Origin of the sequence: Chryseobacterium sp. W4I1 (assembly GCF_030816115.1) — a bacterium.
Taxonomy (GTDB): Bacteria; Bacteroidota; Bacteroidia; order Flavobacteriales; family Weeksellaceae; genus Chryseobacterium.
Genome location: NZ_JAUSXQ010000001.1, coordinates 1,197,291 through 1,221,171, shown reverse-complemented (window position 1 = coordinate 1,221,171; position 23,881 = coordinate 1,197,291). Strand labels below are relative to the sequence as shown.

At 34.9% G+C, this 23,881-nt stretch carries 21 protein-coding genes and 1 pseudogene; 2 read left to right on the top strand and 20 right to left on the bottom strand.

What is annotated here, in order from left to right:
* The first annotated feature begins 99 nt into the window (after positions 1-99).
* Together QF044_RS05595 and QF044_RS05590 are read left to right on the top strand one after the other, a co-directional pair.
* Positions 100-2,910, top strand: a complete 2,811-nt coding sequence (locus QF044_RS05595; protein ID WP_307264697.1) for a TonB-dependent receptor — start codon at positions 100-102, stop codon at positions 2,908-2,910.
* Between the two features lie 4 nt (positions 2,911-2,914).
* Entirely contained in the window at positions 2,915-3,949 is a 1,035-nt protein-coding gene (locus tag QF044_RS05590) for a phytase (protein WP_307264694.1), read from the top strand.
* A gap of 36 nt (positions 3,950-3,985) precedes the next feature.
* On the opposite strand, the gene QF044_RS05585 is transcribed toward QF044_RS05590, so the two are convergent.
* The 20 genes and pseudogenes from QF044_RS05585 to QF044_RS05490 form a co-directional block, all read right to left on the bottom strand.
* The gene (locus tag QF044_RS05585; protein WP_307264691.1) at positions 3,986-4,468 is read right to left on the bottom strand and encodes a CPCC family cysteine-rich protein; all 483 of its coding nucleotides are present in this window, start codon (positions 4,466-4,468) and stop codon (positions 3,986-3,988) included.
* 363 nt (positions 4,469-4,831) lie between these two features.
* The gene (locus QF044_RS05580; protein ID WP_307264688.1) at positions 4,832-5,371 is read right to left on the bottom strand and encodes a hypothetical protein; all 540 of its coding nucleotides are present in this window, start codon (positions 5,369-5,371) and stop codon (positions 4,832-4,834) included.
* A 295-nt stretch (positions 5,372-5,666) separates the two neighbouring features.
* The gene (locus QF044_RS05575) at positions 5,667-5,954 is read right to left on the bottom strand and encodes a hypothetical protein (RefSeq protein ID WP_307264685.1); all 288 of its coding nucleotides are present in this window, start codon (positions 5,952-5,954) and stop codon (positions 5,667-5,669) included.
* An 84-nt stretch (positions 5,955-6,038) separates the two neighbouring features.
* Complete coding sequence (locus QF044_RS05570) at positions 6,039-6,746, bottom strand: hypothetical protein (RefSeq protein ID WP_307264683.1); 708 nt, start codon at positions 6,744-6,746, stop codon at positions 6,039-6,041.
* Positions 6,747-6,835: 89 nt separating this feature from the next.
* Positions 6,836-7,114 (bottom strand): annotated as a pseudogene (locus tag QF044_RS21570) (RHS repeat-associated core domain-containing protein); the annotation flags it as partial.
* A 143-nt stretch (positions 7,115-7,257) separates the two neighbouring features.
* A complete protein-coding gene (locus QF044_RS05560) occupies positions 7,258-7,806 on the bottom strand; it encodes a hypothetical protein (RefSeq protein WP_307264681.1) in 549 nt (182 codons plus the stop codon).
* Between the two features lie 107 nt (positions 7,807-7,913).
* Positions 7,914-8,306, bottom strand: coding sequence for a hypothetical protein (locus tag QF044_RS05555; protein ID WP_307264679.1), 393 nt, complete (start codon positions 8,304-8,306; stop codon positions 7,914-7,916).
* Positions 8,307-8,336: 30 nt separating this feature from the next.
* Entirely contained in the window at positions 8,337-8,918 is a 582-nt protein-coding gene (locus QF044_RS05550) for a hypothetical protein (RefSeq protein ID WP_307264676.1), read from the bottom strand.
* A gap of 560 nt (positions 8,919-9,478) precedes the next feature.
* Positions 9,479-10,660, bottom strand: coding sequence for an RHS repeat-associated core domain-containing protein (locus QF044_RS05545; protein WP_307264674.1), 1,182 nt, complete (start codon positions 10,658-10,660; stop codon positions 9,479-9,481).
* A 163-nt stretch (positions 10,661-10,823) separates the two neighbouring features.
* Positions 10,824-11,276 carry a hypothetical protein gene (locus QF044_RS05540; RefSeq protein WP_307264672.1) on the bottom strand — a complete coding sequence of 151 codons (453 nt, stop codon included), beginning with the start codon at positions 11,274-11,276 and terminating at the stop codon, positions 10,824-10,826.
* Between the two features lie 9 nt (positions 11,277-11,285).
* Entirely contained in the window at positions 11,286-12,089 is an 804-nt protein-coding gene (locus tag QF044_RS05535; RefSeq protein WP_307264669.1) for a hypothetical protein, read from the bottom strand.
* Between the two features lie 60 nt (positions 12,090-12,149).
* Positions 12,150-12,491, bottom strand: a complete 342-nt coding sequence (locus QF044_RS05530) for a hypothetical protein (protein ID WP_307264666.1) — start codon at positions 12,489-12,491, stop codon at positions 12,150-12,152.
* Positions 12,492-12,494: 3 nt separating this feature from the next.
* Positions 12,495-13,241 (bottom strand): hypothetical protein, encoded by a 747-nt coding sequence (locus QF044_RS05525; protein WP_307264664.1) that lies wholly within the window; start codon positions 13,239-13,241, stop codon positions 12,495-12,497.
* On the bottom strand, positions 13,162-13,596 hold the full coding sequence (locus QF044_RS05520; RefSeq protein WP_307264662.1) for an RHS repeat domain-containing protein: 435 nt from the start codon (positions 13,594-13,596) through the stop codon (positions 13,162-13,164). The genes QF044_RS05525 and QF044_RS05520 overlap by 80 nt, the downstream gene beginning before the upstream one ends.
* Positions 13,597-13,722: 126 nt before the next feature.
* Positions 13,723-14,373 (bottom strand): hypothetical protein, encoded by a 651-nt coding sequence (locus QF044_RS05515; protein WP_307264660.1) that lies wholly within the window; start codon positions 14,371-14,373, stop codon positions 13,723-13,725.
* Entirely contained in the window at positions 14,351-18,016 is a 3,666-nt protein-coding gene (locus QF044_RS05510) for a DUF6443 domain-containing protein (protein WP_307264658.1), read from the bottom strand. The genes QF044_RS05515 and QF044_RS05510 overlap by 23 nt, the downstream gene beginning before the upstream one ends.
* 10 nt (positions 18,017-18,026) lie before the next feature.
* A complete protein-coding gene (locus QF044_RS05505; protein ID WP_307264655.1) occupies positions 18,027-20,849 on the bottom strand; it encodes a hypothetical protein in 2,823 nt (940 codons plus the stop codon).
* A 9-nt stretch (positions 20,850-20,858) separates the two neighbouring features.
* A complete protein-coding gene (locus tag QF044_RS05500) occupies positions 20,859-22,400 on the bottom strand; it encodes a T9SS type A sorting domain-containing protein (RefSeq protein WP_307264652.1) in 1,542 nt (513 codons plus the stop codon).
* Between the two features lie 329 nt (positions 22,401-22,729).
* Positions 22,730-23,455 (bottom strand): sterol desaturase family protein, encoded by a 726-nt coding sequence (locus tag QF044_RS05495; protein ID WP_307264649.1) that lies wholly within the window; start codon positions 23,453-23,455, stop codon positions 22,730-22,732.
* A gap of 151 nt (positions 23,456-23,606) precedes the next feature.
* Positions 23,607-23,879, bottom strand: coding sequence for a hypothetical protein (locus QF044_RS05490; RefSeq protein WP_307264647.1), 273 nt, complete (start codon positions 23,877-23,879; stop codon positions 23,607-23,609).
* Positions 23,880-23,881 lie beyond the last annotated feature (2 nt).

The following is a 23,881-nucleotide window of genomic DNA, read 5'->3' as shown; positions in this document are numbered from 1 at the left end:
CAAACTGTTCACAAATCCTTAAAACAATCATAATCTTCAATTCAGGCAATTCGCCAAACAGACGTTTAATTTTGTACAAAATTAATATACAGAATTAAAATGAAGAAAATTTTTACCTCCATTTTGTTTTGTGCATCCATCTTTTTCTATGCACAGACCGGTACTGTTTCAGGAAACATCAATGACAATTCCAAATTATCTTTGCCGGGTGCAAAAATCTCTCTGATACCGGGAAACATTTATACAACCTCCGATGATCACGGTAATTTTGTGTTCCTGAATGTCCCACCGGGAAATTATACCATGAAAGTGGATTATCTGGGCTATGGTACCAGTGAATATAATGTGACTGTAGAAGCTGAAAGGAATACAAGACAGAATATCATTTTCACAAAAAAGGAAACGGAAATTGCAGAAGTGGTGGTAAGCGGAGCAACGCTGAAAAATCAGGCCAGAGCACTAAACAAGCAGAAAAACAATGCCAATATCACAAACGTAATCTCATCTGACCAGATGGGACGTTTTCCTGATGCCAATATCGGTGATGCACTAAAGCGTGTTCCCGGGATCACCATACAAAATGATCAGGGTGAAGCAAGAAACCTGATCATCAGAGGCCTTGCTCCAAATCTGAACTCAGTGACATTGAATGGTGACAGGATTCCTTCTGCTGAAGGGGATAACCGTAATGTACAGATGGATCTTATTCCCTCTGATATGATTTCTACCATTGAAGTGAATAAAACCCTTACTCCGGATATGGATGCTGATGCCATCGGAGGTTCGGTGAATCTTATTACAAGAGCTTCTCCAAACGGCCAGAGGATTTCAGCTACATTGGCAGGCGGATATAATTCGATTCGCGAAAAAGGAAATTATACGGCAGGATTCGTTTATGGAAACCGTTTCCTGAACAAGAAATTAGGCGCTGTTTTCAGTTTCTCTTATAACAATAATAATTTTGGTTCTGATAATATTGAACCGACCTGGAGCCAGGCGAATGATCCGGCACAGACGGTGTATATCAGTAAAATGGGCGTCCGTTATTATAATGAACACCGCATCAGGCACAGTTTTGACCTGAATATGGATTATGAATTCAATTCCAAGAATAAAATCTATGCTTCAGCGATGTACAATTTCAGAACGGATAAGGAAAACAGGTTTGCATTGGGATATAAAATAAAACCAGTTTATAATGATGACGAAACAGAGATCACAGGATGGAAAGGAAGTATCACAAGACAGAATAAAAGTGGCGACTTTAATAATGATAATACCCGTCTTGAAAGACAGAAGGTTCAAAATTATGCTTTGAGAGGTGAACATCTTCTGGGTTCAAAGATCGATCTGGACTGGTCTATGAATTATGCAACGGCCAGCGAAAAGAAACCTCATGAGCGGTATATAGAGTTTGAAAATGGAAAGATGACTTTCTCTTCAGATCTTAGTGATCCGGAAAGACCAATGGTTACTCCCCTTTCTGCGGATAATTTAGGCGTTTATAAATTGAGCGATCTTTCAGACTCCAACAGTTTTACGCAAGAGAAGGAATATGGGGCGAAGGTTAATGTACGGTTTCCGTTTTCTGTGATCAATGACCAGAAAGGAAGACTTCGGGCAGGTCTCCGTTTACGCCTGAAAGAAAAGGAGCGGAACAATGATTATTATGCTTTTGAGCCCCTGAATGATATGGGAAGTCTGTTGTCTGTGCCTACGCTTCATTTTGACGGTCAGAATTTTCAGCCGGGAAATTATGTCCCGGGAACTTTTGTGGATCCTTCTTATCTGGGTAGCTTGGATTTGTTTAATGCCAATTTATTTAAAGGAGAATCCAAACCGGAAGAATTTCTTTCAAGTAATTATACGGCTAAAGAAAACATCTATGCAGGATATATCAGATGGGATCAGGATTTCAACGATAAGCTCTCTATGATCGTTGGAGCACGTATTGAAACCACAAAGATTGATTATACAGGAAATTACGTGCTGAATGAGGAAGATCTTGAAGGGAAGATCAACCGTACCAATACATATACGAATGTGCTTCCCAATCTTTCTTTCAAATATGTTCCTGTTCAGGATCTTGTACTTCGGGCTGCTATTACAACAGCTTTAGCCCGTCCGAATTATTATTCGCTGGTGCCTTACCTGAATGTGATTTCGGCAGATGAAACCATAGCAGCCGGAAATCCTGATCTGAAGGCTACTTACGCCTATAATTTCGACTTTATGGCAGAAAAATACTTTAAATCTGTAGGAATTCTTTCAGGGGGTGTTTTTTATAAGAATCTGAAGGATTTTATTTATACCTATTCGAGAAGAAATTATACATCAGGGGATTTTGGAAATGATTTTGCAGGACAGTCCAACCCTATTCCTGCAGGAGAAAATAACTGGAGATTTACACAACAGCGTAATGGTGACAATGTAGATATTTACGGTTTCGAGATAGCATTGCAACGTCAGCTTGACTTTATTCCAGGGGCTTTCTGGAAGGGCCTTGGTGTCTATGTGAATTATACGTACACGAAATCAAAAGCAAAAGGGATCACGAATGAGGATGGTCTGGAAAGAACGGATGTAGGACTTCCCGGAGCTGCTCCACATATGTTCAACGGATCTCTTTCATGGGAGAACAAACGTTTTTCGGCAAGAGTTTCTATGAATTATGCTTCTCATTATATTGATGAGTTGGGCGGAAAATCATTTGAAGACCGCTATTATGACAAGCAGGTGTTTCTTGATGCCAATGCATCTTACAAAATTACAAGCCAGCTGAGAGTTTTTGCCGAAGCCAATAATTTAACTAATCAGCCGTTACGATACTATCAGGGAATCCAGAGCAGAACGGCACAGGTGGAATATTACCGTCCAAGATACACGATGGGATTGAAATTTGATTTTTAAACATATGAAAAAGATATCATTTATTATAGGTCTGGCAATTTTTCCATTGGTAATCAATTGTACGGGACAGCAACATTTGGGACAAAAAATAAAGCCTTCGGTAATTACCGAAACAGTAATGCATGACACGGATGATCCCGCGATCTGGATCAATCCTGAAAACGCTTCAAAAAGTATCATTATCGGGACGGATAAGGATACAGACGGCGGTCTTTATGCTTTCGACCTGAACGGAAAGATCATCAGTAAAGCACCGGGATTAAAGCGTCCGAACAATGTAGACCTTGAATATGGTTTTATGCTGAACGGAAAGAAAACGGATATTGCCGCCGTAACGGAAAGGGAAACCAATATGGTAAAGCTTTACAATCTTCCCGATTTAAAGGAAGTCGGTGGATTTAGCGTATTTGACGGTGAAACGGAACGAAGTCCGATGGGAATTTCAATGTATAAAAATCCTGCTACAGGAGAAATCTATGCTGTTGTGGGAAGAAAATCGGGCCCGGCAGACGGTTATCTCTGGCAGTATAAACTTACTGAAAAAGACGGAAAAATAACGGGTGAAGTGATACGCAAATTTGGAAAATACAGCGGTCTGAAGGAGATCGAAAGTATTGCCGTGGATGATGCAATGGGTTATATTTACTATTCTGACGAACAGTTTGGGGTACATCAATATTACGCTGATCCAACTAAGGGAAATGAGGAACTTCTTGTTTTTGGAAAAGGTGATTTTAAGTCTGATGTGGAGGGTATTTCGATCTACCCTACTTCAGCTGAAGCGGGATATATTCTGGTCTCTAATCAGCAGAAAGACACTTTTAATGTATATCTCAGAGAAAATCCAGCCAAGGGAAGAATTGCAGAAATTCCGGTTTCCACCAGTGAAAGTGATGGTTCCGAGGTAACGAATGTGAATTTAGGATCTCTATTTCCAAAAGGGGTATTTGTAGCCATGAGCAATGGGAAGGTATTTCATTTTTATGACTGGAGGGTTATTGAGGAGAGGATCAAACTAGCTGGAAAGGCTGAGAAGTAATGAAAATTAATACCAACACATCTGGAACATTACCATTTAGCGTAATTCTGTTAAAGTATCATTCTTATAATATTTCAATCCGCCTTCAGTATCTACGAATTTTAAAAAATTTTCTAAAATAGCTCCTTTTGTTTTAAAATTATCTTTTGCCTCTTTTAATGTCATATGATTTACATGACTATACTTAGACTCATCATTGCCTCCATCATCTTCCCAAAAGCACACTCTACAAATTTCATAATTCCCTCTTTCACGAATTGTTTTGTAATTACAACAAGAGCATATATATAATTCTTTTGGATTACCATTAACATTAATTGATAATTGATACAAATTTTTGACTTTTTCCTCTATATATGATAATTTTATTCCAATATATCTATCTTTTATGTATTCAAATAAGTCTTCTCTATTAAAGTCTTCCTCATCGATCATTTTTTCACGTTCTTCAATTGTCATCTTTGAATACTCATCTAATGATAATATATTTATAGCTGAATTTAAATCTAATTCTATCATAAGTTTATTTTATTAAAGTTGCGACATAATCAAGTGCATCTTGAAATGGATTTATTTTAGTCATTGCAGGATTTGCTCTATAAAATGTTCTAATTTCTCTTATATTCATTCTACCCACAAGAATCTCTTGAATATTAGTATTATAGCCGCATTGGCTGTCGGGACCATTCCTTCACTATGCTTTAAACGAATGCATAATAATTGTTTTCTTCAAGAACTTCTGCGCGTGTTTAGCAAAACTTATTTAAATTAAAATTAGGGTACTGATTTCAATACCCTAATTATTTATAAACCTCTCAAATTAGAGAATATAAGTAGTATAAAACTATTCCCCTAAATAAGGTAATACTCAAACACGGAATTTTATCTTTGCTTAAATACAAACGCATCATCATCATTGCCTCTTAATTTATTTACATACCAAGCTTCAAAATCATTTAATTTTAATAGATCGACTTTTTCTAATATATCAATATTTTTCGATTCATTTTGTACAAAAATGAATATTTTTTTATATGTTTCAGCAATATTTATTAGCTCTTTAAGAATTAACTTTATACTTTCAAAAGCTACTCCCATTGTCCCAACTATAAAAACATCATAACTTTCAATCTCATTTATAATTGCATAAACTAGCTGATTAAATACATCAATAATTTCTTGAGGTTTAATAAATTCTAAATTATATTTTTTAATTAATTTTTGGTAGTTCTCAATAGATAAATCCTTATCATCTATATATTCTGAGATTTTAATAGAATTATAAAAAGGCAAATTAATATAAAAGATTTTTTTTGAAGGATCTAACTTGTTATCTTGTGATAAGTAATTATTAAACATTACATATACACTTCCAATCTCTAAATCGATATTTTTATTAAAAATCAATATTTTTTTATACATTATTTTTATTTTACTGGTAGTTTATAAACTTTATAATTATCTATTAAAGGATTTCTTCTTATAAAGTTTTCTTTATTGATAATTCCCTCAATATATTTAAAATTGCCACTTTCTATTCCATATTAATAGCTGCATTCATTCTGTGATTTCCATCTGTTAAAATATATTTTCCTTCATGTATATATCCTGCTCCACCAGTTGATTTGTATGTTCCATTTGACATTTAATCAAAATACTTAGAAATAACTTTTGGATTAACTCCTTTTTGAGTATTTAGTCACTATTTTATTGTTCATTATCCTATAATTTCCTGTACATAATCATCTGATTTATAAAAATCACTAAGTTTTTGTCCACAAAAAGGACAATAATTCATAACAAACATTTTAGCCTCGATTTCATTTATACTTTTATTGTAACCAGAGGTAGAAATAAATCCTTTCTCATTTGCATTAGGATTTAGCAAAAGCATATTTTCTCTAAATTTTCCAATATATTTAACAATCCTAAAATTAGGCCCCATTGTATTTTCACCTGAATTGTAAAATCTAAAATTTTCACAACAAAATTTTTTATTATCCATTTATTTATATTTATTTATGTGGTATCCCTAATTTATTTATTGCGTTAACAATATCTTTTCCAATAAATTCATATTCAATAGAAATTACAGAAGATCCATTATGAATTCCTGTTTTACATTTAACATCCCTGAATGTCTTAATTGATAAATTCCTGATTGACTAATTTCATATCTCATCAACTGTCCTCCATTTTTTATATAACTTGAAGCAACATTAGCATCATCCGCTAAAAACAATAATGAGCTTCCGCTTTCAGAACCTGTTGTACCTCTATACAATGTAATAAGGGGGTCAAATTCACTGGTTGAAGAAAGTATTTTAGATATACTATTACTTGTTTCTTCCACCGTGGCTATTGCATTTGTTACTTTTGTAATTCTCCCATATCCCCCAAACATATTATAACCACCACCAAAATCCTGCATTATTTCTATATGAGAGCTATTCATCAATCTAAAAGACCTATCTAAGCTAGATTCTCCTTCGTTCTCAAAAGGATTGTCACGGTTGGCTCTATATTCTTCCATTGGATTATAATTAGCTCCGGTTATTAATCCAAATAATCTTACTCCATCAGCATCATAATCATATGCAGGAATACTTTCAGCTGAACCAACTATTAAACGACCCGAGCTTTTCTTACCACCTCCAAAAATACCTCTAAAGAAATTTTTAATAGATTGCCATGTACCTGGTTTAGGATTATTATCAGGTCCTTCGCCATAAGTATCTCCCGCAGCAAAACCACCACCATCATTATTTGCAAAGTACATTCCATGAGATCCACCCATTCGTTGTAGCCTGATAACGAAGAATTAGGATCAAAATCTCCATTGAAAGCAGAATGCTCTCCGTATACATCTCTTGGATTATACGGGGCTCTTCCATCAGGATCAACAAAATTAACCGGATTATTGAAGACATAATTATACGGAGAATATCTTCTTATCTGTTCTGCCAATGGATCTATCACACCCCATCTGCCAATATCAGCCATATACATTCTGGCTCCGTAATCACTCCATCCGGTTTCTTTCTGCAGCTCTTTGCCATTATACTGGTATTGATAAGCTGGATTTCATGATAAGGCATTATAACCTTCGTGTTTTAATCCAAAAGCATAATAGTTATTTTATTCAAAAACTTCTGCGCTGCCATTTGAGTTTTTGGACTAAATAAGCAAGAGCAGGAATAACCTACTCTTGCTGTTTAAATTTAATGTTTTTAACTTATTCGATATTCATAGCAGTTAATTATGGAAATAATAGGATCACTTTAAAATATTTAATCGCTGGCCCTTATTTAATATATTCTTGACAATAGAATAAAACTTAAAACAAAAAAGGCCAAAATCCCTATTATAATTCCAAAACTAATCATAGCCCATTTAAGTCTTACTTCTTTAGGTTCTTTATCAAACTCGTCAAAATATTTTAAATATTTATCATTTTTAAATAATAATTGTTCATTGACAATCCAAGGAATAGCTAAGAAAATTATTATAAATATCCATTTATATGAGTTCCCTGGTTCCCAAACAAATTGTATTAATGACCTCCCTAATATTGCCTGAAAAATATTGAATAATCCATATTCTATAAGAATTATTAAACCTCCCATATGAATACCTGCAAATGTTATACTTTTACCATATAATGGGTTATTAGATAAATCTAAGGCGACATCATCAATATGTTTAAACGAACTACCTCTTCTCTCTAAACCTTTTTTAAGAAATTTAATTTTAGTAATAGGACTAAAAATAAAATTTAAAATATATCTAAAAAGATATGTTGCTTTGATCTCAAATTGATAAATGAAATAATGCACATAATTCCAAATTCTTTCCATAAGTTTTCTAAAATTTTACTCACTGTTTTTTTATATAATAACAGTAGAGAACTAACATAATAATATAATTTTATATTACTATTTTTTATTTAATTATATCTATCAATTTATTGTTTTATATGATCAGGTTTATTTAATATACCACTAGCCCAGTCTTCAGCATAATCTCCGCCATACACACCTCCTAATATTCCTCCTATAATACCACCAACTAATCCTCCAATTGCCGCGCCTGGTACTGCTCCGACTCCTTCAAACCAAACACCAATAGCTGCTCCACCTTTCATGCCCATCCAAGATCCAGCTTCAGCTCTAATCCATGCTCCTGCCATCCCTCCGGCTACATTTACTGTTGCTACTTGAGCCCTAACACCGAATTTTCCACCATCTTGATAAACTCCATAAGTGATTTGTGTAGCACTAATCGCATATCCTACATATCCTGCTCTATTGGCATATTTTCCATACATTGCTGTAGTTCTTAAATAACTACTTCTCAAACCTATTTGGGAGTCTAAAGCTCTACCCGCTTAAGCAGTACTTCTTACATTTCCTAAATTATCTACCCAATTTCCACTGTTGTAAAAAGAGGTACGTTGATCAGCAAGATATTTAAATCCACCTCCCATTGTAGATGCCCCCCAATCAAGCATATCTTTATACACGTCCCATGCTGGTCCATCTCCAATAATTTGTCTATGAGCAACTCCTAACTCCAGTTCTACATTTGCCTCGCCATTTATTAAAGATCCACTTGAGCTCATTGTTCCAGTCCAATATGTTAAATAACCATTACTGCTTGCTATACTGTTCGTGCGTCCTGACATTAAATCTCTATACGCCTGTGTATCTCCAAAAGTTTTAGTATTATTTCCCGCCGCAAAACCACCACCATCATTATTTGCAAAATACATTCCATGAGATCCACCCATGCCATTATATCCCGATAGAGAAGAATTTGGATCAAAGTCTCCATTAAATGCAGAATGTTCTCCGTATGTATCTCGGGGGCTGTTTCCATCAGGATCAATAAATCTGATGGGGTTATTAAAGGCATAATTATACGGAGAATGCCTTCTCAGCTGCTCCGCTAATGGATCTATAAACTCCATCTTCCTAAATCAGGCATGTATATTCTGGCTCCAAAATCACTGTAGCCACTTTCTTTTGCAGTTCTTTTCCATTGTAACCATAATTGTAAGCAGGATTTCCTGTTAATATATTGTATTCCTCATGCTTTAAGCAAAGTGAATAATAATGTTTCTTTAAGAACTTAATACCTTGAGTTACATTATTTAAAACTTACACTAAGGATAAAAAGTAATTCAATGATATTATGAAATTAACAATAACCAAAATAACACAGAAAAAAATTATCATAAAATACTTTCTTTTCTTTTTCACAGAATAAAGTTCAAATTCTTTGAAATATTCTTTCCATTTATTATTATAAATAAATATTAGGAATGATTATAAAAAGAAGTGCAATAATTATTAATTGTATTTTGGAAAGAACAGTATCTGTATAATACAAAAAAGACAAAAAAATTAATATTTTAATAAATCCGATCGTAATAACAGACTTAAAATCTGATAACATTTTGGGACTAGAAAAATAATCCCAAAATTTATAAAAACTGTAATATAAAAAATAGTAAAATTTCATTTAATTCTATTTAGGTTCATGAGCTCCTAGTAAGTTAATTCTATAAGGGCCTGCATTATTAAATCCATTATCTAATTCGGTTTGAGCTGATCCAACATCATTAACATAACCATTAAAACCTCCAGGATAAAAATTATCCAAACCAAAGTATAACAATGATGGTATAGTTCCTACTCCTGTTAAACCATATAGCCCTACACCTGTATTTAGAGATGCTTTTTGTGGGGATACAGCATTAGGTGAAGTAGGGTTTATTCTATATTCTGGGACTCCATACCCCCAATCAAGTATACCCCCTAGAAGTACAGTTCCAATACCAACACCTTTACCTAATCTAATAAGATTTTGAGTTTTTATTAAACTATTGGTTTTTAAAAATGTTTGTCCATTCCCATAATATCTTATTCCTCTATAGATAAATGGTGAACTTGGTTTTGCAGTGCCAATATATCTGCGATATGGCAAACTAGACATATATACTCCATTAAAAGAAAGCAATGTATTACCTTGGCTTAAAGGAGAATAAATTTCTGTTGAACTAGTAGAAAGTTTCAGCATATTAAGTTCTCCTACTCCAGTAACATTTGAATCCGAATCTACATAATCTGTCCACCATTTCAAAGTGCCATTTTGGTTGACTAACCCACCTGTTCCCCCAACATTAAAAGCAGCCATTAGATCATCATAGGCTCCTGTTTGTCCAAACGGTGTATAGCTTCCGCCGCCGCCATCTCCGGGGCTTATTCCTAAAAATGAATTCTGATATTGTTTACCTGTTGTAAAATATGGCGTTCTACCCGAAGTATCAATAGTACCATCCTGATTAAACCATCTACCATCTACATCAGCATAAGAAACAGGGTTGTTGGCTACATAAGCATAGGTACTGGTAGAAAGGTAATTTTCAGCCAACTGGTCTATCCCGTTCCATCTTCCCAGATCCGGCATATACTGCCTCCATCCGTAATCATAGAAACCGGTTTTCTGAAGCTCTTTTCCATTGTACTTGTAACTATAGTAGTTCCCAAAATTAGAATAAGATGTACCACCTATATGATTCAGTCCAAACGGATAAAAATTATTAACATCAAAAGCCTGAACAATCCCTTCATCGTTTTCTCCAAAACTCGCCCTTGTATTTCCTACATGATCTTTGTATTGGTAAATATATTGACCTTGTACCAACACGTGAAACACCTCATATGACCTTCAATATTTAGATAGCCTCTTTCTTTTGCTCTGGTTATCTAAATCAACTCAATTTTTAATTTTTATTTACTTTCTAAAAATATAGCGTTGAAAATCAACGCTATATTTTATTACCAACACATCTGAAATATGACCAAATTAGCTAATAATCACTATATAATTTTCCGTATCCATTAATATCAAAATAATATTCATATTGATCCGCATTATCAGGCTGACAAATAAAATAGTTAAAATTATATTCCTTTTGAAATCCTTCTACCCAATCTTTTAGATAATTAATACTCGTTTTGAAGTTAGTTTCCCCCAAATCCCTTAAATCAAAGAAAAATAAAAGTTCAACTTCGTCATTATTTCGTCCTAAATTAATAAATACCCTTGGAATAAACTTTCCTTTTATATCTAAAAGGTTCGTATTAATAACCAAGTCAAAGTAAGAATTTGAATTAATTATATTAATCATTTCTTCAAAATCTTTTTTCGAGTTGATTTCAGGTTCATTAAAACGTACTTCTTTTGCGTCTAACAATATCTTTTCTACGAAATTAAAATTCAACGCAGAAAATAATCCTCTAAATATTACTTCTATTAACATATTTATTTTTTAATCTAAAAATCCTTTAAATTTCCAATTTTCTTGTAATCGTATACCTCTTCCATCGGGTAACCTTTTTTCGATAAATCCTCCTATCCTTTGAAATGAACCTGGAGATCTCCAAATTTCTTTAAATGTATCATAGCCTGCCAGATTAAACATCGCAGGATTTTGTCTTAGACCTTGTGGAATTGCCCAATTTCCTCCCCTTCCAAAATGCTTTTGAAATTGATATCCAACCTCTAAAAATCCTCTTTTTCCAATCCTATCAGTCAAGGCAGATCTTACAGCAGTTGAAGTCATATTATATCCTCCTTTTATACTACTTAATCCAAATGGAACATCCCCCATTAAAGGAGCTATATTAGTAATTCTACCATCAGAATTTACTTGATAAGATCGTCCATGAGAGTCTTCCCATTCACGAGGGCTCATAATGGACAATATTTTACCTAAAATTGTTTTCTTGGCAGGTAAACCAATCTTATCATCGAAGTCAAATAATGTAACTGTATCAGTATCATAATCAACTGCGGAAATGCTTTCAACATCGCCAATTACTAAACTACCCGAGCTTTTTTTACCATCTCCAAAGATACTTCTAAAGAAATTTTTAACAGATTGCCATGTACCTGATTTAGGATTATTATCAGGTCCTTCGCCATAAGTATCTCCTGTAGCAAAGCCTCCACCATCATTATTTGCAAAGTACATTCCATGAGATCCACCCATGCCATTATATCCCGATAGAGAAGAATTTGGATCAAAGTCTCCATTAAATGCAGAATGTTCTCCATATATAACATTCCTCAAATTAAAGAGTATAAGAGCCTTTGTTCTAAAAAAGGTAGCAACTCCACTCCAGCAGAGTTGTTAATTAGTTTTTTGATTTAATATTCCCAGAACTTTGTCCATTTTATCACTAATAAAAATAGTGATTCTATTATTTTTATACTGGAAATTGCTAATTATTACTTTTTCACCATTATAATCTGAAAGGTTTTTTAATAATTCATCGTAACCTAGAATTTTAGAATCATTCATAATATTTATTTCACTTCGCAAACTGTAGATTGAAATAGCTTTATTTTTATCAATTAAGATATATTTCAATGTTGATACATTACTCAAATATTCATAAATGATTAAATACATATCATTATTGTTATTATTTTGGAACAAAGTTGATATTTGATCTATATTAGTTGTTTCCATTTTTTATCTTTTTTGCATGAAAGGAAATGCTCCTGTAACAATTCCACGTATTAAAATTTCTTGTTCATTAGATTCATCAGGGCTTGGTATAATTTGATGAATTGGAAATTCTTTTGATAAAATTACACCTCCTGATCCATTTTTATTTGCAAATCTACGGGCAACGTTTATATTGGTTGTCCAAGATGTAAAAACACTTTCTGTATCTCCCCAATTATGTAACCCTGGGTCGCTATGTCCCCCTAATGGTACAGCCATACCTTTAATAGCATTTTTATAGTCATAGTGTCCTACACAAACACCTCTATATAATGTTATTCTTTGTTCCGGTTCATCTGTCGGTATATCTGTTGTCCCTGTAAGTGGTATATCATAACCACGTGCATGAGAGTTATCTCCATTCAATATTAATGGTAATGCCAAAAGACCACGAGTAGCTAAAATACCAGCACCACTATAATATACTTCTGTAGTTATCTGAATGGCTTCTCCAATCTGAACAACTCTAGTAATCTGTGCTCCAATAGCAAGGGTTGTAATACCAGCACCTTCTTTACCGCCTCCAAAGATACTTCTAAAGAAATTTTTAACAGATTGCCATGTACCTGGTTTAGGATTATTATCAGGTCCTTCGCCATAAGTATCTCCCGCAGCAAAACCACCACCATCATTATTTGCAAAGTACATTCCATGAGAAGCCACCCATTCCGTTGTATCCCGATAGAGAAGAATTTGGATCAAAGTCTCCATTAAATGCAGAATGTTCTCCATAAGTATCTCGGGGGCTGTTTCCATCAGGATCAATAAATCTGATGGGGTTATTAAAGACATAATTATACGGAGAATATCTTCTCATTTGCTCTGCCAAAGCATCTACAACACCCCAACGTCCCAAATCCGGCATATACATCCTTGCTCCAAAATCATACATGCCTGTTTCCTGAAGTTCTTTATCGTTGTATTTATAACTGTAGTAACTTCTAAAATTGAACATGCTGAAATTTCCTCCAATATGGTTTAATCCAAAAGGATAGAAATTGTTGGTATCGGTAACTTCCGGAACGCCTACGCTGTTTTTAGCAAAACTTACCCTTTGTATTTCCAAGGTGGTCTTGGTACTGGTAAATATAGCGGTTTTCTGTCCAGATATAAACCACTGCTAGTTGCGATGGTTTTTAGATTAACTAGTTTAAAGCATAGGCTTAAAGTAGTGAAAACATATCTTATTTAATTATTTATTCCGGAAAAAATCTTTAAGATCCGTTTCATAAATTATAGGATCACAATTTTTTAAAGTATTATCTATAGGTATTTTAGAAATATTACTCAAAATATTATCTATATTTTCATAGACTATATTTCCTTTTATATCAAACTCTATTATATTACATCGATTTTTATTATCTTGTATTTTAATACCTGAAGTGTATATGTTTTTATCATCTGGTAAAGGCATATAGTAATATTTCATTAGATATTCATAGTTAAAATTTTTATCTAATATAATCATTGAAGGCTGAAACATATATTCATCATGAGAACCTGTATATAAAGTTATATTATAATTAGATTTCCCTTTGTAATTAATGCTTTGCTTAAATATAGTAAGAATTGCTTTGTTATATTTTTTAGAAAAGAAGATTAAATTTACTAAATCAACATTTCGAAATTTCTTATCGAAATCAAATCTTTCTCTATCTAAAAGATAAAAAACATTAAAATCTCTATTTTCAATTATTTTTATAATATCCCCCTTTTCTTTTTTCAAATTAATTGTCAACTTTTTCCCATCTATATCCATCATTTTCATTTGAGAAAATAAATTCATTGAAAAAGTTAAAGTTAATAATAGTATTATCCTATTTAATTGTTTTGACTCCATATTTTGTCATTATTATATTAAAATTTTCTTGAACAACTGCACCATCTCTATACTGTACCCATCCTTTAATGTAATTTTGATGGGTAGTTTGATTAAAGCCAGTAAAATCTTCGAACTTTATTTTCCCACCAATAGGCCATAAACTTGAATAATCTCTATTTACAAAAATGTCTCTGGATTTTACAATTGAAGATATTCCATTACCAAAAAGATCATCATATTGTGCAGTTTTACATGAACCCATAATCAGGTTTTTACCAATTTTCACATAATTAACAACACTAATAAAATCATCTATACTTTTTAGTGTAGTAGATGATAATTTACTTTTATCCGTGACATATTGTTGTAAATGACTTCCTAAAATTTGATCTTTAGTAGTATAAAAGCCAGTATCTCCTACTACTTTATATCCATTTCTACCACTAGTACTTAAGTCTGAAATCAATTGTCCGCTTTCATCATAAACATAGCGTTCACTTAATAAGCCATGTGTATTTACATAGATATTATTTGCTGTACTTTTTCCTAGGTATGAAGATAATTTAGTTAAAGCATCTATAAGGCTTGTTGCATCAATCACATGCCATCCATATTTTTCAAAATCATTATTTACAAAATTACCAAGACCTTCTTTATCACTTCTTATAAAATTTAAAATAATATTCCCAGCTACATTGTTTGCTTCATTTCCCGCAGCAAAACCACCACCATCATTATTTGCAAAGTACATTCCATGAGATCCACCCATGCCGTTGTATCCCGATAAAGAAGAATTTGGATCAAAGTCTCCATTAAATGCAGAATGTTCTCCATAAGTATCTCGGGGGCTGTTTCCATCAGGATCAATAAATCTGATGGGGTTATTAAAGGCATAATTATACGGAGAATATCTTCTCATTTGCTCTGCCAAAGCATCTACAACACCCCAACGTCCCAAATCCGGCATATACATCCTTGCTCCAAAATCATACATGCCTGTTTCCTGAAGTTCTTTACCGTTGTATTTATAACTGTAGTAACTTCCAAAATTGGACATGCTGAAATTTCCTCCAATATGATTTAAACCAAAAGGATAGAAATTGTTGGTATCGGTAACTTCCGGAACGCCTACGCTATTTTTGGCAAAACTTACCCTTGTATTTCCAAGGTGGTCTTGGTACTGGTAAATATAGCGGTTTTCTGTAAAACTGTAAAATCCTTCTGCCGTAGCTACAAAATCAAGAACCCACATCACTGCTCCGGGTAATCCTATTACGGCTTTCGCTGCGTATGCCTGTTCTTCAAAAGCGGTTTCCGTCCTGCAGGTCAGGCAGATGCCTCCGCCATCCCTTTGCTGGTACTGGAAGCCATCCAGATAATCTGTTGTGCGGACAATATTAGTAGAACCTCTCCCTCCAAAACTTGAATAGGTTTTTCTCAGTTTTGTCCCGTCTGCCCTATATAAGTAGTCAATATTTGCAGTTGAAGCCTGCCCAAACGGATTGGTCTGTGTGATAGAAAGATTTTTTGGCAGATCCAGCTCGTTGTAATTAATTTCCTGAATGCCTTTGTCTTTCATATCCGTCATGTTTCCGTTAGCGTCATAGGATATTAAGTTGTTTCCACCTTCGTAGCCTGTATCATTGAGGGCATTTTCAATTACTTTTGTCAGCCTGTTGCCTGTATACTGGTATACCAGATCATCTACCACCGTAGAGGTATTCCCAAAAACAGGAAAAGCATTTCTTTTTAAGGTAGCTATATTACCGCTTATATCATAGGATACATGCTCATTAAAATTATTATTGAACGGTGTGGTAGAATTAGGTTCTGTATAGACGGCATCTTTTAACCTGTTGAGCGTATCATAAGAATAGGTATATCTTTTTAATATGTCTTCAGATGCATTTTTCCAGTCGACTTCGGCAATGTTTCCGTTGTATTTGCCTCCTGCAATATTGGTATATACAGGGTTGGTGTATTTTATTTCATATCCGAACAGTTTTCCGTTAAGGTTGGTGGGATCGTTTATTTTGGTCAGCCAGCCACGGATATTATAAGAATAATCCATCGTCTGAAGTGGGTTCGCAGCATCCGTACCCCCTACTTTTTTAGATTTCACCTGGGAAAGCTCGTTGTAAACATTCTGTGACAAAATCTCTTCCGGATTGTTATCCACTTTATGCTTATGCATCAATAACCTGTTCTGGCTGTCATACGTATAGGTTTGCAGGATGATTTTCTCGGTATCCGTTTTCAGTCTTTTGTGATATACTTTGGTCTGCTTTGCCATTCCTGCAAAATCCAGCTCGGATTCTGTGTTGGTATACCCTCCCAGGTGGTTGATGGAATAAGAACCGATATTTCTTCCATTAGTATCATACCAACTATACCCTTGAGTCCAGTTATCATCTTCTACATTTTTCACAAAAGAAGCTACAGGCAGACTTTTGGTATTTCTGGATGTCGTACTCTGGCCTGAAGGTTTCAATACATTCTGCCCCATGATCTGGGAAGGAATAGCCGGAGCGCCTGCAGGATAGGTGTCATAATAGTTGACAGAAAGGACCGTATTGAGGTCTGATGTAAAATAATTATTGGTATAGTAAACCTGCATGCCGTTTTGAGTAAAACCTGCCGCATCCCGCGATTCTGTGATCACAAGACCATTGATAAGGTTCTGTAATACTGTTCTGCTTCCTCCCGAAATAATTCCCGTATAAACACTTCTTCCCAGTTTATCAAACTTACTGAGCATCCATTTTCCGGTCTGTCTCATATTGGCATCCTGTGTAAGGATCAAATGATCGGCTTTATCATATACCATATATTCCCAGCCTTTGCCTGGGACTTTCTTTTCGACCTGCCTGTTCCAGCCGTCATACCGGTACTGGTAGCAGAAATCATCCAGTAATTGGTCTGTAATGGGCTTGTTTACGGCATTAGGCGGAAGTACAAATGCGAGTTGGCTGTATTCGTTGTATACATAATAGGTATCCACAGGGGTGCTTCCGTCAAACTTTCTCATGAGGACAACCTGTCCTTTTGCATTTTTATATTCTACGGTTTTATTACCGTCTTCGTCGATGACAGAATTTTTAGACAGTTTTTCTGCAGCATAAGTTCCTGAATTGGAAAGAACACTTTTAGTCGCTCCGTTTTCCCAGCTTGTAACGGTTGTGAATTTAGAGACATCTCCGCCGGCATTGGCTTCATAGGTAAAGTTTACGGGTTTGCTGCTCCAGTCCGTCCCTGCTTGTATTTGTTGTAACACTTTATTTAAAGGAGAGCTGTCTACAATACTTTCAGAATAGATCTTTTCAGAACCATAGACTGCAGAAGCATTGGAAAGCGGAGAGGTATAAAGAAGTCCGTTCTGAGTTCCTGCCTGAGGTACAGGAAGATAATTCTTCACCTTTCTTCCAAAAGCATCATATTCTATATGGCCCACCACATCTTTTCCTGTGGGGGATCCTTTAATATCAATGACCTGAATGGGTTTTCCCCAGCTGTCGAAATACTGTACATTTTCAGACTTTTTTGAGCAGTCATCATTCAGACATGTTTTACTGTAAATATAATTTTCTGTATCGGTAAGATTGGTCTGTGCAGAATAAAATGTCACAAACAATATACCTAATATATTTAGAATTTTTTTCATTTGTTTTGTATTATTGTTTGTAGTTATACTGATACTCTTTTACTTTTTTCGGTACTGAATTTCCACTGTTATCTTCATCCACTCTCTTTGCAATTTTCAGCCTTCCTGCATCATCATACTCGTATATTTCTCTCATTCCTGATGGTGAGGTCATGCTTGTAAGTCCGATTAAGGGATCATAGGTGTAAGTGGTAACCAAATAATCCGCTAATGCCGGATTCTTTCTAAAATTATCCAGTGCCAGTAGTAATGCAGGTTCAGTATTTCCATCGAGGTTGTCATTATCTGATGCAGTAATAACTGCAGAGATCAATGATGAGATCTGAACATAGGTTGCACCTTCTACTTTTGCAATGACCTGTGTTTTATTGTAACCATATACAAAAGCCGTAGGAAAACCGGCAGCATTGGTAACCTGCAGCAAATTACCTTTATCGTCATACAGGTCCATTTTCATATGTTCTTTGATGCTTCCGTCATTGATATTGGTTGATACAATAGAAGAAGGAAGCAGAGAGGAAGCATTGTATTTTGTTGTTGCCTTTGAAAGTGTTTTACCACCCTGTTTTTCTTCCACAATTACCGGGCTTCCGGTCATATAGGCCGTTTCCAGCTGATTGTATCCCGGTAGATTCACAGGGTATGTCATAAATCTTTCACTCACCTCACCATCTACTACGGATTTTGTGTAAACCGGCTTAAAAGCATTTCCTTCAATCTGTGTTTCAGAAGAGTTTTCAAGCTTCTTTCCGTCCTTATAATATACAGTACTTTTGTTAAGAGTCTTCTTTACATAAGCGGGCTTAGAAGAGAACTTTCCACCGGGGGCATTTACAGCATATTCGTCTGTCGAATAATAATCCAGTTCAAACTCGCTTTCTTCAGAAGCCACCAACTTATTCTGCTCGTCATAGACTTCCCTTTTAAAAGGAAGCCCCTGCTTGGTTATCCTATAGTAAGGCCAGAAGTAAACAGGTTCCAACTGAGTGCCTCCTGTTTGATATTTAGGATAATCATTGGCTGTTTTAAATCTGTTCTTAATATATCCTTTTCCTGTTTCCGAAACTTTTACGCTATTATAAATAATATAAGAAGAGTTGCTGTACTGGCCAATATCTGCTTCATTATAGAATTCGTATCCGCTGGTGCTATTGCTCTGATCAAATGAGTCATACCCGTAATTGATTGTTCTTTCAGGAGAAGTATCGGCTACATTTTTATAAAATTTGGTGTTTTTTATTCTGTAACCTGTTGCGGCCATGGAATTTCTAAAAGGACCGGGGCGAAGCGTGGCTCCCAATATATTAATGGTTCCTGTACCGTTTAGTCCCTCGATAGATATGAATTCTACCGTATAATCCCCTGGCTTACTGGAAAAACTAAACTCCTGTAAGTAGTTGCCATTCACAATCATATTATCAAATATAACCTCGCTACCTCTTTTTAATTTCATTTTAAGGCGCTTTGGTGGAGTGGTACTTGCAAAATTAAGATCAGGAAGTCCGGGAAGATCCGGGAAATCATCGTCATCTTTTGGAGGATATTGATGGGTTATTTTAAGTTCCCCCCTAAAATATTGTTTTTTATTACTATCACCGGGAATTGTAAAGTTATAAGACATACTTTGAGAAGAATTTACCGCTAGGGAAGCAACGTTACTGCTGATTTGAAAATCTGGGTTATAGCTGTATTCTTCTAATCCCTGTAAATAATTGGGATCATTATAATTAAAGAATTTTTCATTGGCTTCATAATTATATTCGGTAACACCTCCTGTAGGAGAGATGATTCTTTTCAGCATTTGAGAATCAGAATATACAAATGAGGTTTGTTCTACTCTTTGCCCGTTTTTATCATTCTTTCGGATATCATTCAAAAGTCTTTTCCTTTCAGAGGCTTTCGCCGGAAAATCTGCTATACTGTAATTGAGATCATAGGAATATACAGTTTGCCCTGCCGGGTTTTTCATGGTAATTTTCTCAAGGCTGTAAGGATCATTTACTGTTTCCTTAAGTGCATCATTGTATATATAATCCAGTACTACCTTGCCTTTGGGCGTGGCTACTGACTTCAGCTTGGAGTATTGATACATAATATACCCGCCCGATACCTCATTTTTCTTTTCATATTCCAAAGAAGCCACTTCCGTATTTAAAGGGCTTAGGATCTTGGTTAAAAAATAGGCAGATTTAAATCTATAGGTTGCGCCATCAGTATAACCACATGTAGTTCGGCTGTAATCAAACTCATTGAAAATATACTTGTAGCCATTGTCTGTGGTAATAGAAAAACTTTCAGCTCTGAATGCATTGGTGTCGGTATTATCTCTTATATATTCTATTTTGGAATGATCTGGAGTAAGATTGATTAATGAAAATGTATTATTGGTAACATCCCTTTTTATTCTGAACTTGCCAGAGGCACCCGGAAAATTGTAATAATATATATCATTATATTCATTACTAGAATTATTATAATAGCATTCATCAACTTCATCCACAATTTTTTTATAGATAACACTAGTACCAAAGAATGACCATCCTGCACCCACATCACCGGCAGTTTCTGATTCCAAGAGGTTGTTAAGATTATAATTTAAGTTAAAAGGGTACCCTATTCCCCTATCTGCCAAAGGCACATTAAGTAATGGAATATTAATCTCAGGAAGACCACTCGCTAATGATACTGGAATATCTGAATATGTAGACATAGAAGACATAGAAGGCGAGGCAATAGGCGATGTTACCATTCCTCCATTTCCAATTCCCAACTGGGAATAATAATTATCGGCAGATATCAGTAATACTGCCCACATTAATAGGTACTTTTTCATAGTTGTGTTTTATTTCTTAATTAATTTTGCGCTAGCTGTTTTATTATTATCCGTTTTTATCATCACCAGATAAGCTCCTTGAATTAGATTCTGTGTATTAATTTTCGTCACCTTATTCTTAGTCTTGAGACTCTGAAGCTGTCTTCCACCCATATCATACAACATAATATCAGCCTCTTTAAAATCAAACCCTATTTCTACATAAGCATAATCTGAAACCGGATTCGGGTAGATCTTAACATCCTGTTTTTCAATCAACTGATCAAGTTGTTTATCTCCAAGCTTCACAATCTTCCAGTTTTCTTTCCCGAGTTCTTCGGCGCTGGTTCCTGCCAGAATAATGGAGCCATCCCTGTTCAGTTTAATATCTGAAAGCCTTTCCTCTCTTTTTCTAGACTCACCTTTTACATATTTCCTCCACTGCTCATTGCCGTCTTGGTTTAGGTATAACATCCAGAAAGTTTCGTCATCATTTTCTATTCTTCCTTCTGCCTGGGTATAACCACCCAATAGAATTCCTTTTGTGGATTGATCATCTGCTGAATGAAGCACGCTTGTTCCCATTAGAATATCTCTGTTTTTAAAATTGTAGGATTTCTGCCAGATCTCTTCCCCTCTTTCGTTCAATGAAATAAGCCATAGATCGGTTCCTTCTTCAATGCCTGCTGTTTTATTTCCTGATCTTTCGGATCTTGATTCTCCGCCGATTAAATAGCCTGCTGATGTCAAAGAAAGTGTTCTGATGTGATCATCTCCTTTTCCACCAAAATTCTTTTCCCAGTCTACTTTTCCATCTTTACCCAGTTTGATGATCCAGTAGTCACCTTCGCCATAGTTTTCGGTTTTCTTTGATCCTCCAATATTGCTTCTGGAATAAATTCCCAACAAAGCTCCTCCATCTTTCGTAGGAATCATTTTCTCTACTTCATCCAGACCTTTTCCGCCTACAATAGATTGAGATAATTCTTTCCCGTTCTTATCAAGTTTTACAATCAAAACATCTTTGGAGCCATATCCTTTAGCTGAGTTCTGGATGTTTCCGGCTACAAAAAATGCAAAATCAGTTGTTTGAATAACAGATCTTGCTTCTTCATCGAAAGAGGTTCCGAGTGTTTTCTGCCATAATTCATCCCCAAATTCATTGATACGGATTAACCAGATATCAGATCCGCCTTTGGAATCTTCTTTTTTATCTAAACCTTTTCCGGAATAGGAAGTTCCGGCAAGAAGAAATCCGCCTTCCTGGGTGGCTACTGAAGCGGACAGGTAATCATGGTTCTGTCCTGAAAAGTATTTTTCCCAGACTTCTTCTCCTTGTTGGTTGAGTTTTACCACATGGAAGTCATAGCCGTTATTCTGTTTATTTCCTTCCTGAATCTTAGAAGACTGGATTGAGCTTCCGGTAATTAAATATTGCTGATCGATGGTTGTCGTAATCTGGCTTAGAAAATCCTGTGTAGAGGATTTGATATCTTTCTGCCATAAAACTTCCTGGGCAGACAGCCCAAAGACCGTGCATAAGACCAATGCACCAGAGTAGAATTTCTTCATCTGTTGTGTTTTTTAAATTAGTACTAGTTTTTATAATTAACGCTGTAAAATTAACATTTTTTAACAATATGAAACAATATTAAGTCCATAAGAGGTGAATATTATTACATTCTTAATATATCTCACTGCATTATTCATACACCCAATTTCCTTTGTTGTTAAATTTATTATTGTAAAGATATACCGAGGTAACGACAGAACGTGTCGTATTTTAGACAGAACGAGCTTTCACTCATCATATGCAAGCAGAAATAAATCTTGAATAACAAATAAAATATTAATCCAATAAGTAGTACCATCCCTTCTTTAAATGGCCGGAGAATTTTATTTTATGACCGGTACGTACCGAATAACCTGTCCCATAAAGAAGTATAGAATCCAAAATTTTTGCTTTCATCCAAATGGTGCTGGTTATGAAATCTGGTGGTTCCTACAAAAAAGCGGTCAAATGATTCAGGAAAAAATTCTCTGTTCAGGTGTCCAACCGTTCCCCAAACCAGATTGATGAATAGGTAAAGGGTAATGGAAATAATAGAAAAATCATAACTCACCAATAAAGCTAAAATCATCAGCCCAAAACCGAGGGTTTCAAAAGGATGCAATACAAAAAGGCTTAGAAAATTGGTACTTACATGCTCATGATGCTTGCCATGCAGTATTCTGTATATAAAAGGCAGATGTGCAGCATAATGAAAGAAATACATCAAAAGATCCATGAGGAGAATTAAAGCAGTGGTTTCCAGAAGTACAGAAGCTACAGAAGGATTTTGATCAATACATATCCAGGTATTTTTCCATAAGAAAGCCCCCAGTAACATCACAAGGCTATTACAGAAAACGGTGAGAAGGCTGAGATAGAAATCCGATCTTGTGACAGGATGGTTTTTCTCCTGCAACAAATCTTTCCGGCATGTTTTTTCAATGAACTGATACAGACCAATGGAAAATAAACACAAGAAAGCATTAGATAAAATGCTGAACATGATCCACTGCAACCATGAGAACTGCCAGAAAATCTTTAAAAAACCGGAAAAATCAAACCAATCAGAACCCATACATCGTATTGTCTTTCAACTTAGCTTATAAATGTATGAATTTCATCGTAAAATTTCAAATTCTGAGAAATAATAAGCGCGACAGCAATTATTTTAAACATTAAAGTACTCCAATTTAATAAGTTTAGTCTTTAAATATTTATCAAAAAAATTATTTCTGCCGCACTTTCCTTTTTAGCTCACGCACTTTTAAGGTAAGCTGTTTTCTCAGGTCATTATGGTATTGCCGGTAATTTTTTATGCTTTTTTCCAGTTGTCTTTTTTGGGTCAGATAATCTTCATAAAGCTCACTTAATTCTGAGACTTTTGAAATCATATCAGAAGGCTGGATATCTGCATCATCAGTTGTTTTTTTCAGCAGACTGCGGTAATATTCCATACGGTCTTTAAGGCTGCTGTGAAATTTGGGTTCTATTCCCTGCATGG

Excerpts from the sequence above, each read along its gene's own strand:
- QF044_RS05590 (WP_307264694.1), top strand. The coding sequence starts at position 2,915 with ATGAAAAAGATATCATTTATTATAGGTCTGGCAATTTTTCCATTGGTA.
- QF044_RS05585 (WP_307264691.1), bottom strand. The coding sequence starts at position 4,468 with ATGATAGAATTAGATTTAAATTCAGCTATAAATATATTATCATTAGAT.
- QF044_RS05510 (WP_307264658.1), bottom strand. The coding sequence starts at position 18,016 with ATGAAAAAAATTCTAAATATATTAGGTATATTGTTTGTGACATTTTAT.
- QF044_RS05505 (WP_307264655.1), bottom strand. The coding sequence starts at position 20,849 with ATGAAAAAGTACCTATTAATGTGGGCAGTATTACTGATATCTGCCGAT.
- QF044_RS05530 (WP_307264666.1), bottom strand. The coding sequence starts at position 12,491 with ATGGAAACAACTAATATAGATCAAATATCAACTTTGTTCCAAAATAAT.
- QF044_RS05570 (WP_307264683.1), bottom strand. The coding sequence starts at position 6,746 with ATGGGTGGATCTCATGGAATGTACTTTGCAAATAATGATGGTGGTGGT.
- QF044_RS05550 (WP_307264676.1), bottom strand. The coding sequence starts at position 8,918 with ATGGAGTTTATAGATCCATTAGCGGAGCAGCTGAGAAGGCATTCTCCG.
- QF044_RS05490 (WP_307264647.1), bottom strand. The coding sequence starts at position 23,879 with ATGCAGGGAATAGAACCCAAATTTCACAGCAGCCTTAAAGACCGTATG.
- QF044_RS05580 (WP_307264688.1), bottom strand. The coding sequence starts at position 5,371 with ATGTATAAAAAAATATTGATTTTTAATAAAAATATCGATTTAGAGATT.
- QF044_RS05515 (WP_307264660.1), bottom strand. The coding sequence starts at position 14,373 with ATGGAGTCAAAACAATTAAATAGGATAATACTATTATTAACTTTAACT.
- QF044_RS05540 (WP_307264672.1), bottom strand. The coding sequence starts at position 11,276 with ATGTTAATAGAAGTAATATTTAGAGGATTATTTTCTGCGTTGAATTTT.
- QF044_RS05525 (WP_307264664.1), bottom strand. The coding sequence starts at position 13,241 with ATGGAGACTTTGATCCAAATTCTTCTCTATCGGGATACAACGGAATGG.
- QF044_RS05495 (WP_307264649.1), bottom strand. The coding sequence starts at position 23,455 with ATGGGTTCTGATTGGTTTGATTTTTCCGGTTTTTTAAAGATTTTCTGG.
- QF044_RS05500 (WP_307264652.1), bottom strand. The coding sequence starts at position 22,400 with ATGAAGAAATTCTACTCTGGTGCATTGGTCTTATGCACGGTCTTTGGG.
- QF044_RS05575 (WP_307264685.1), bottom strand. The coding sequence starts at position 5,954 with ATGGATAATAAAAAATTTTGTTGTGAAAATTTTAGATTTTACAATTCA.
- QF044_RS05560 (WP_307264681.1), bottom strand. The coding sequence starts at position 7,806 with ATGGAAAGAATTTGGAATTATGTGCATTATTTCATTTATCAATTTGAG.
- QF044_RS05595 (WP_307264697.1), top strand. The coding sequence starts at position 100 with ATGAAGAAAATTTTTACCTCCATTTTGTTTTGTGCATCCATCTTTTTC.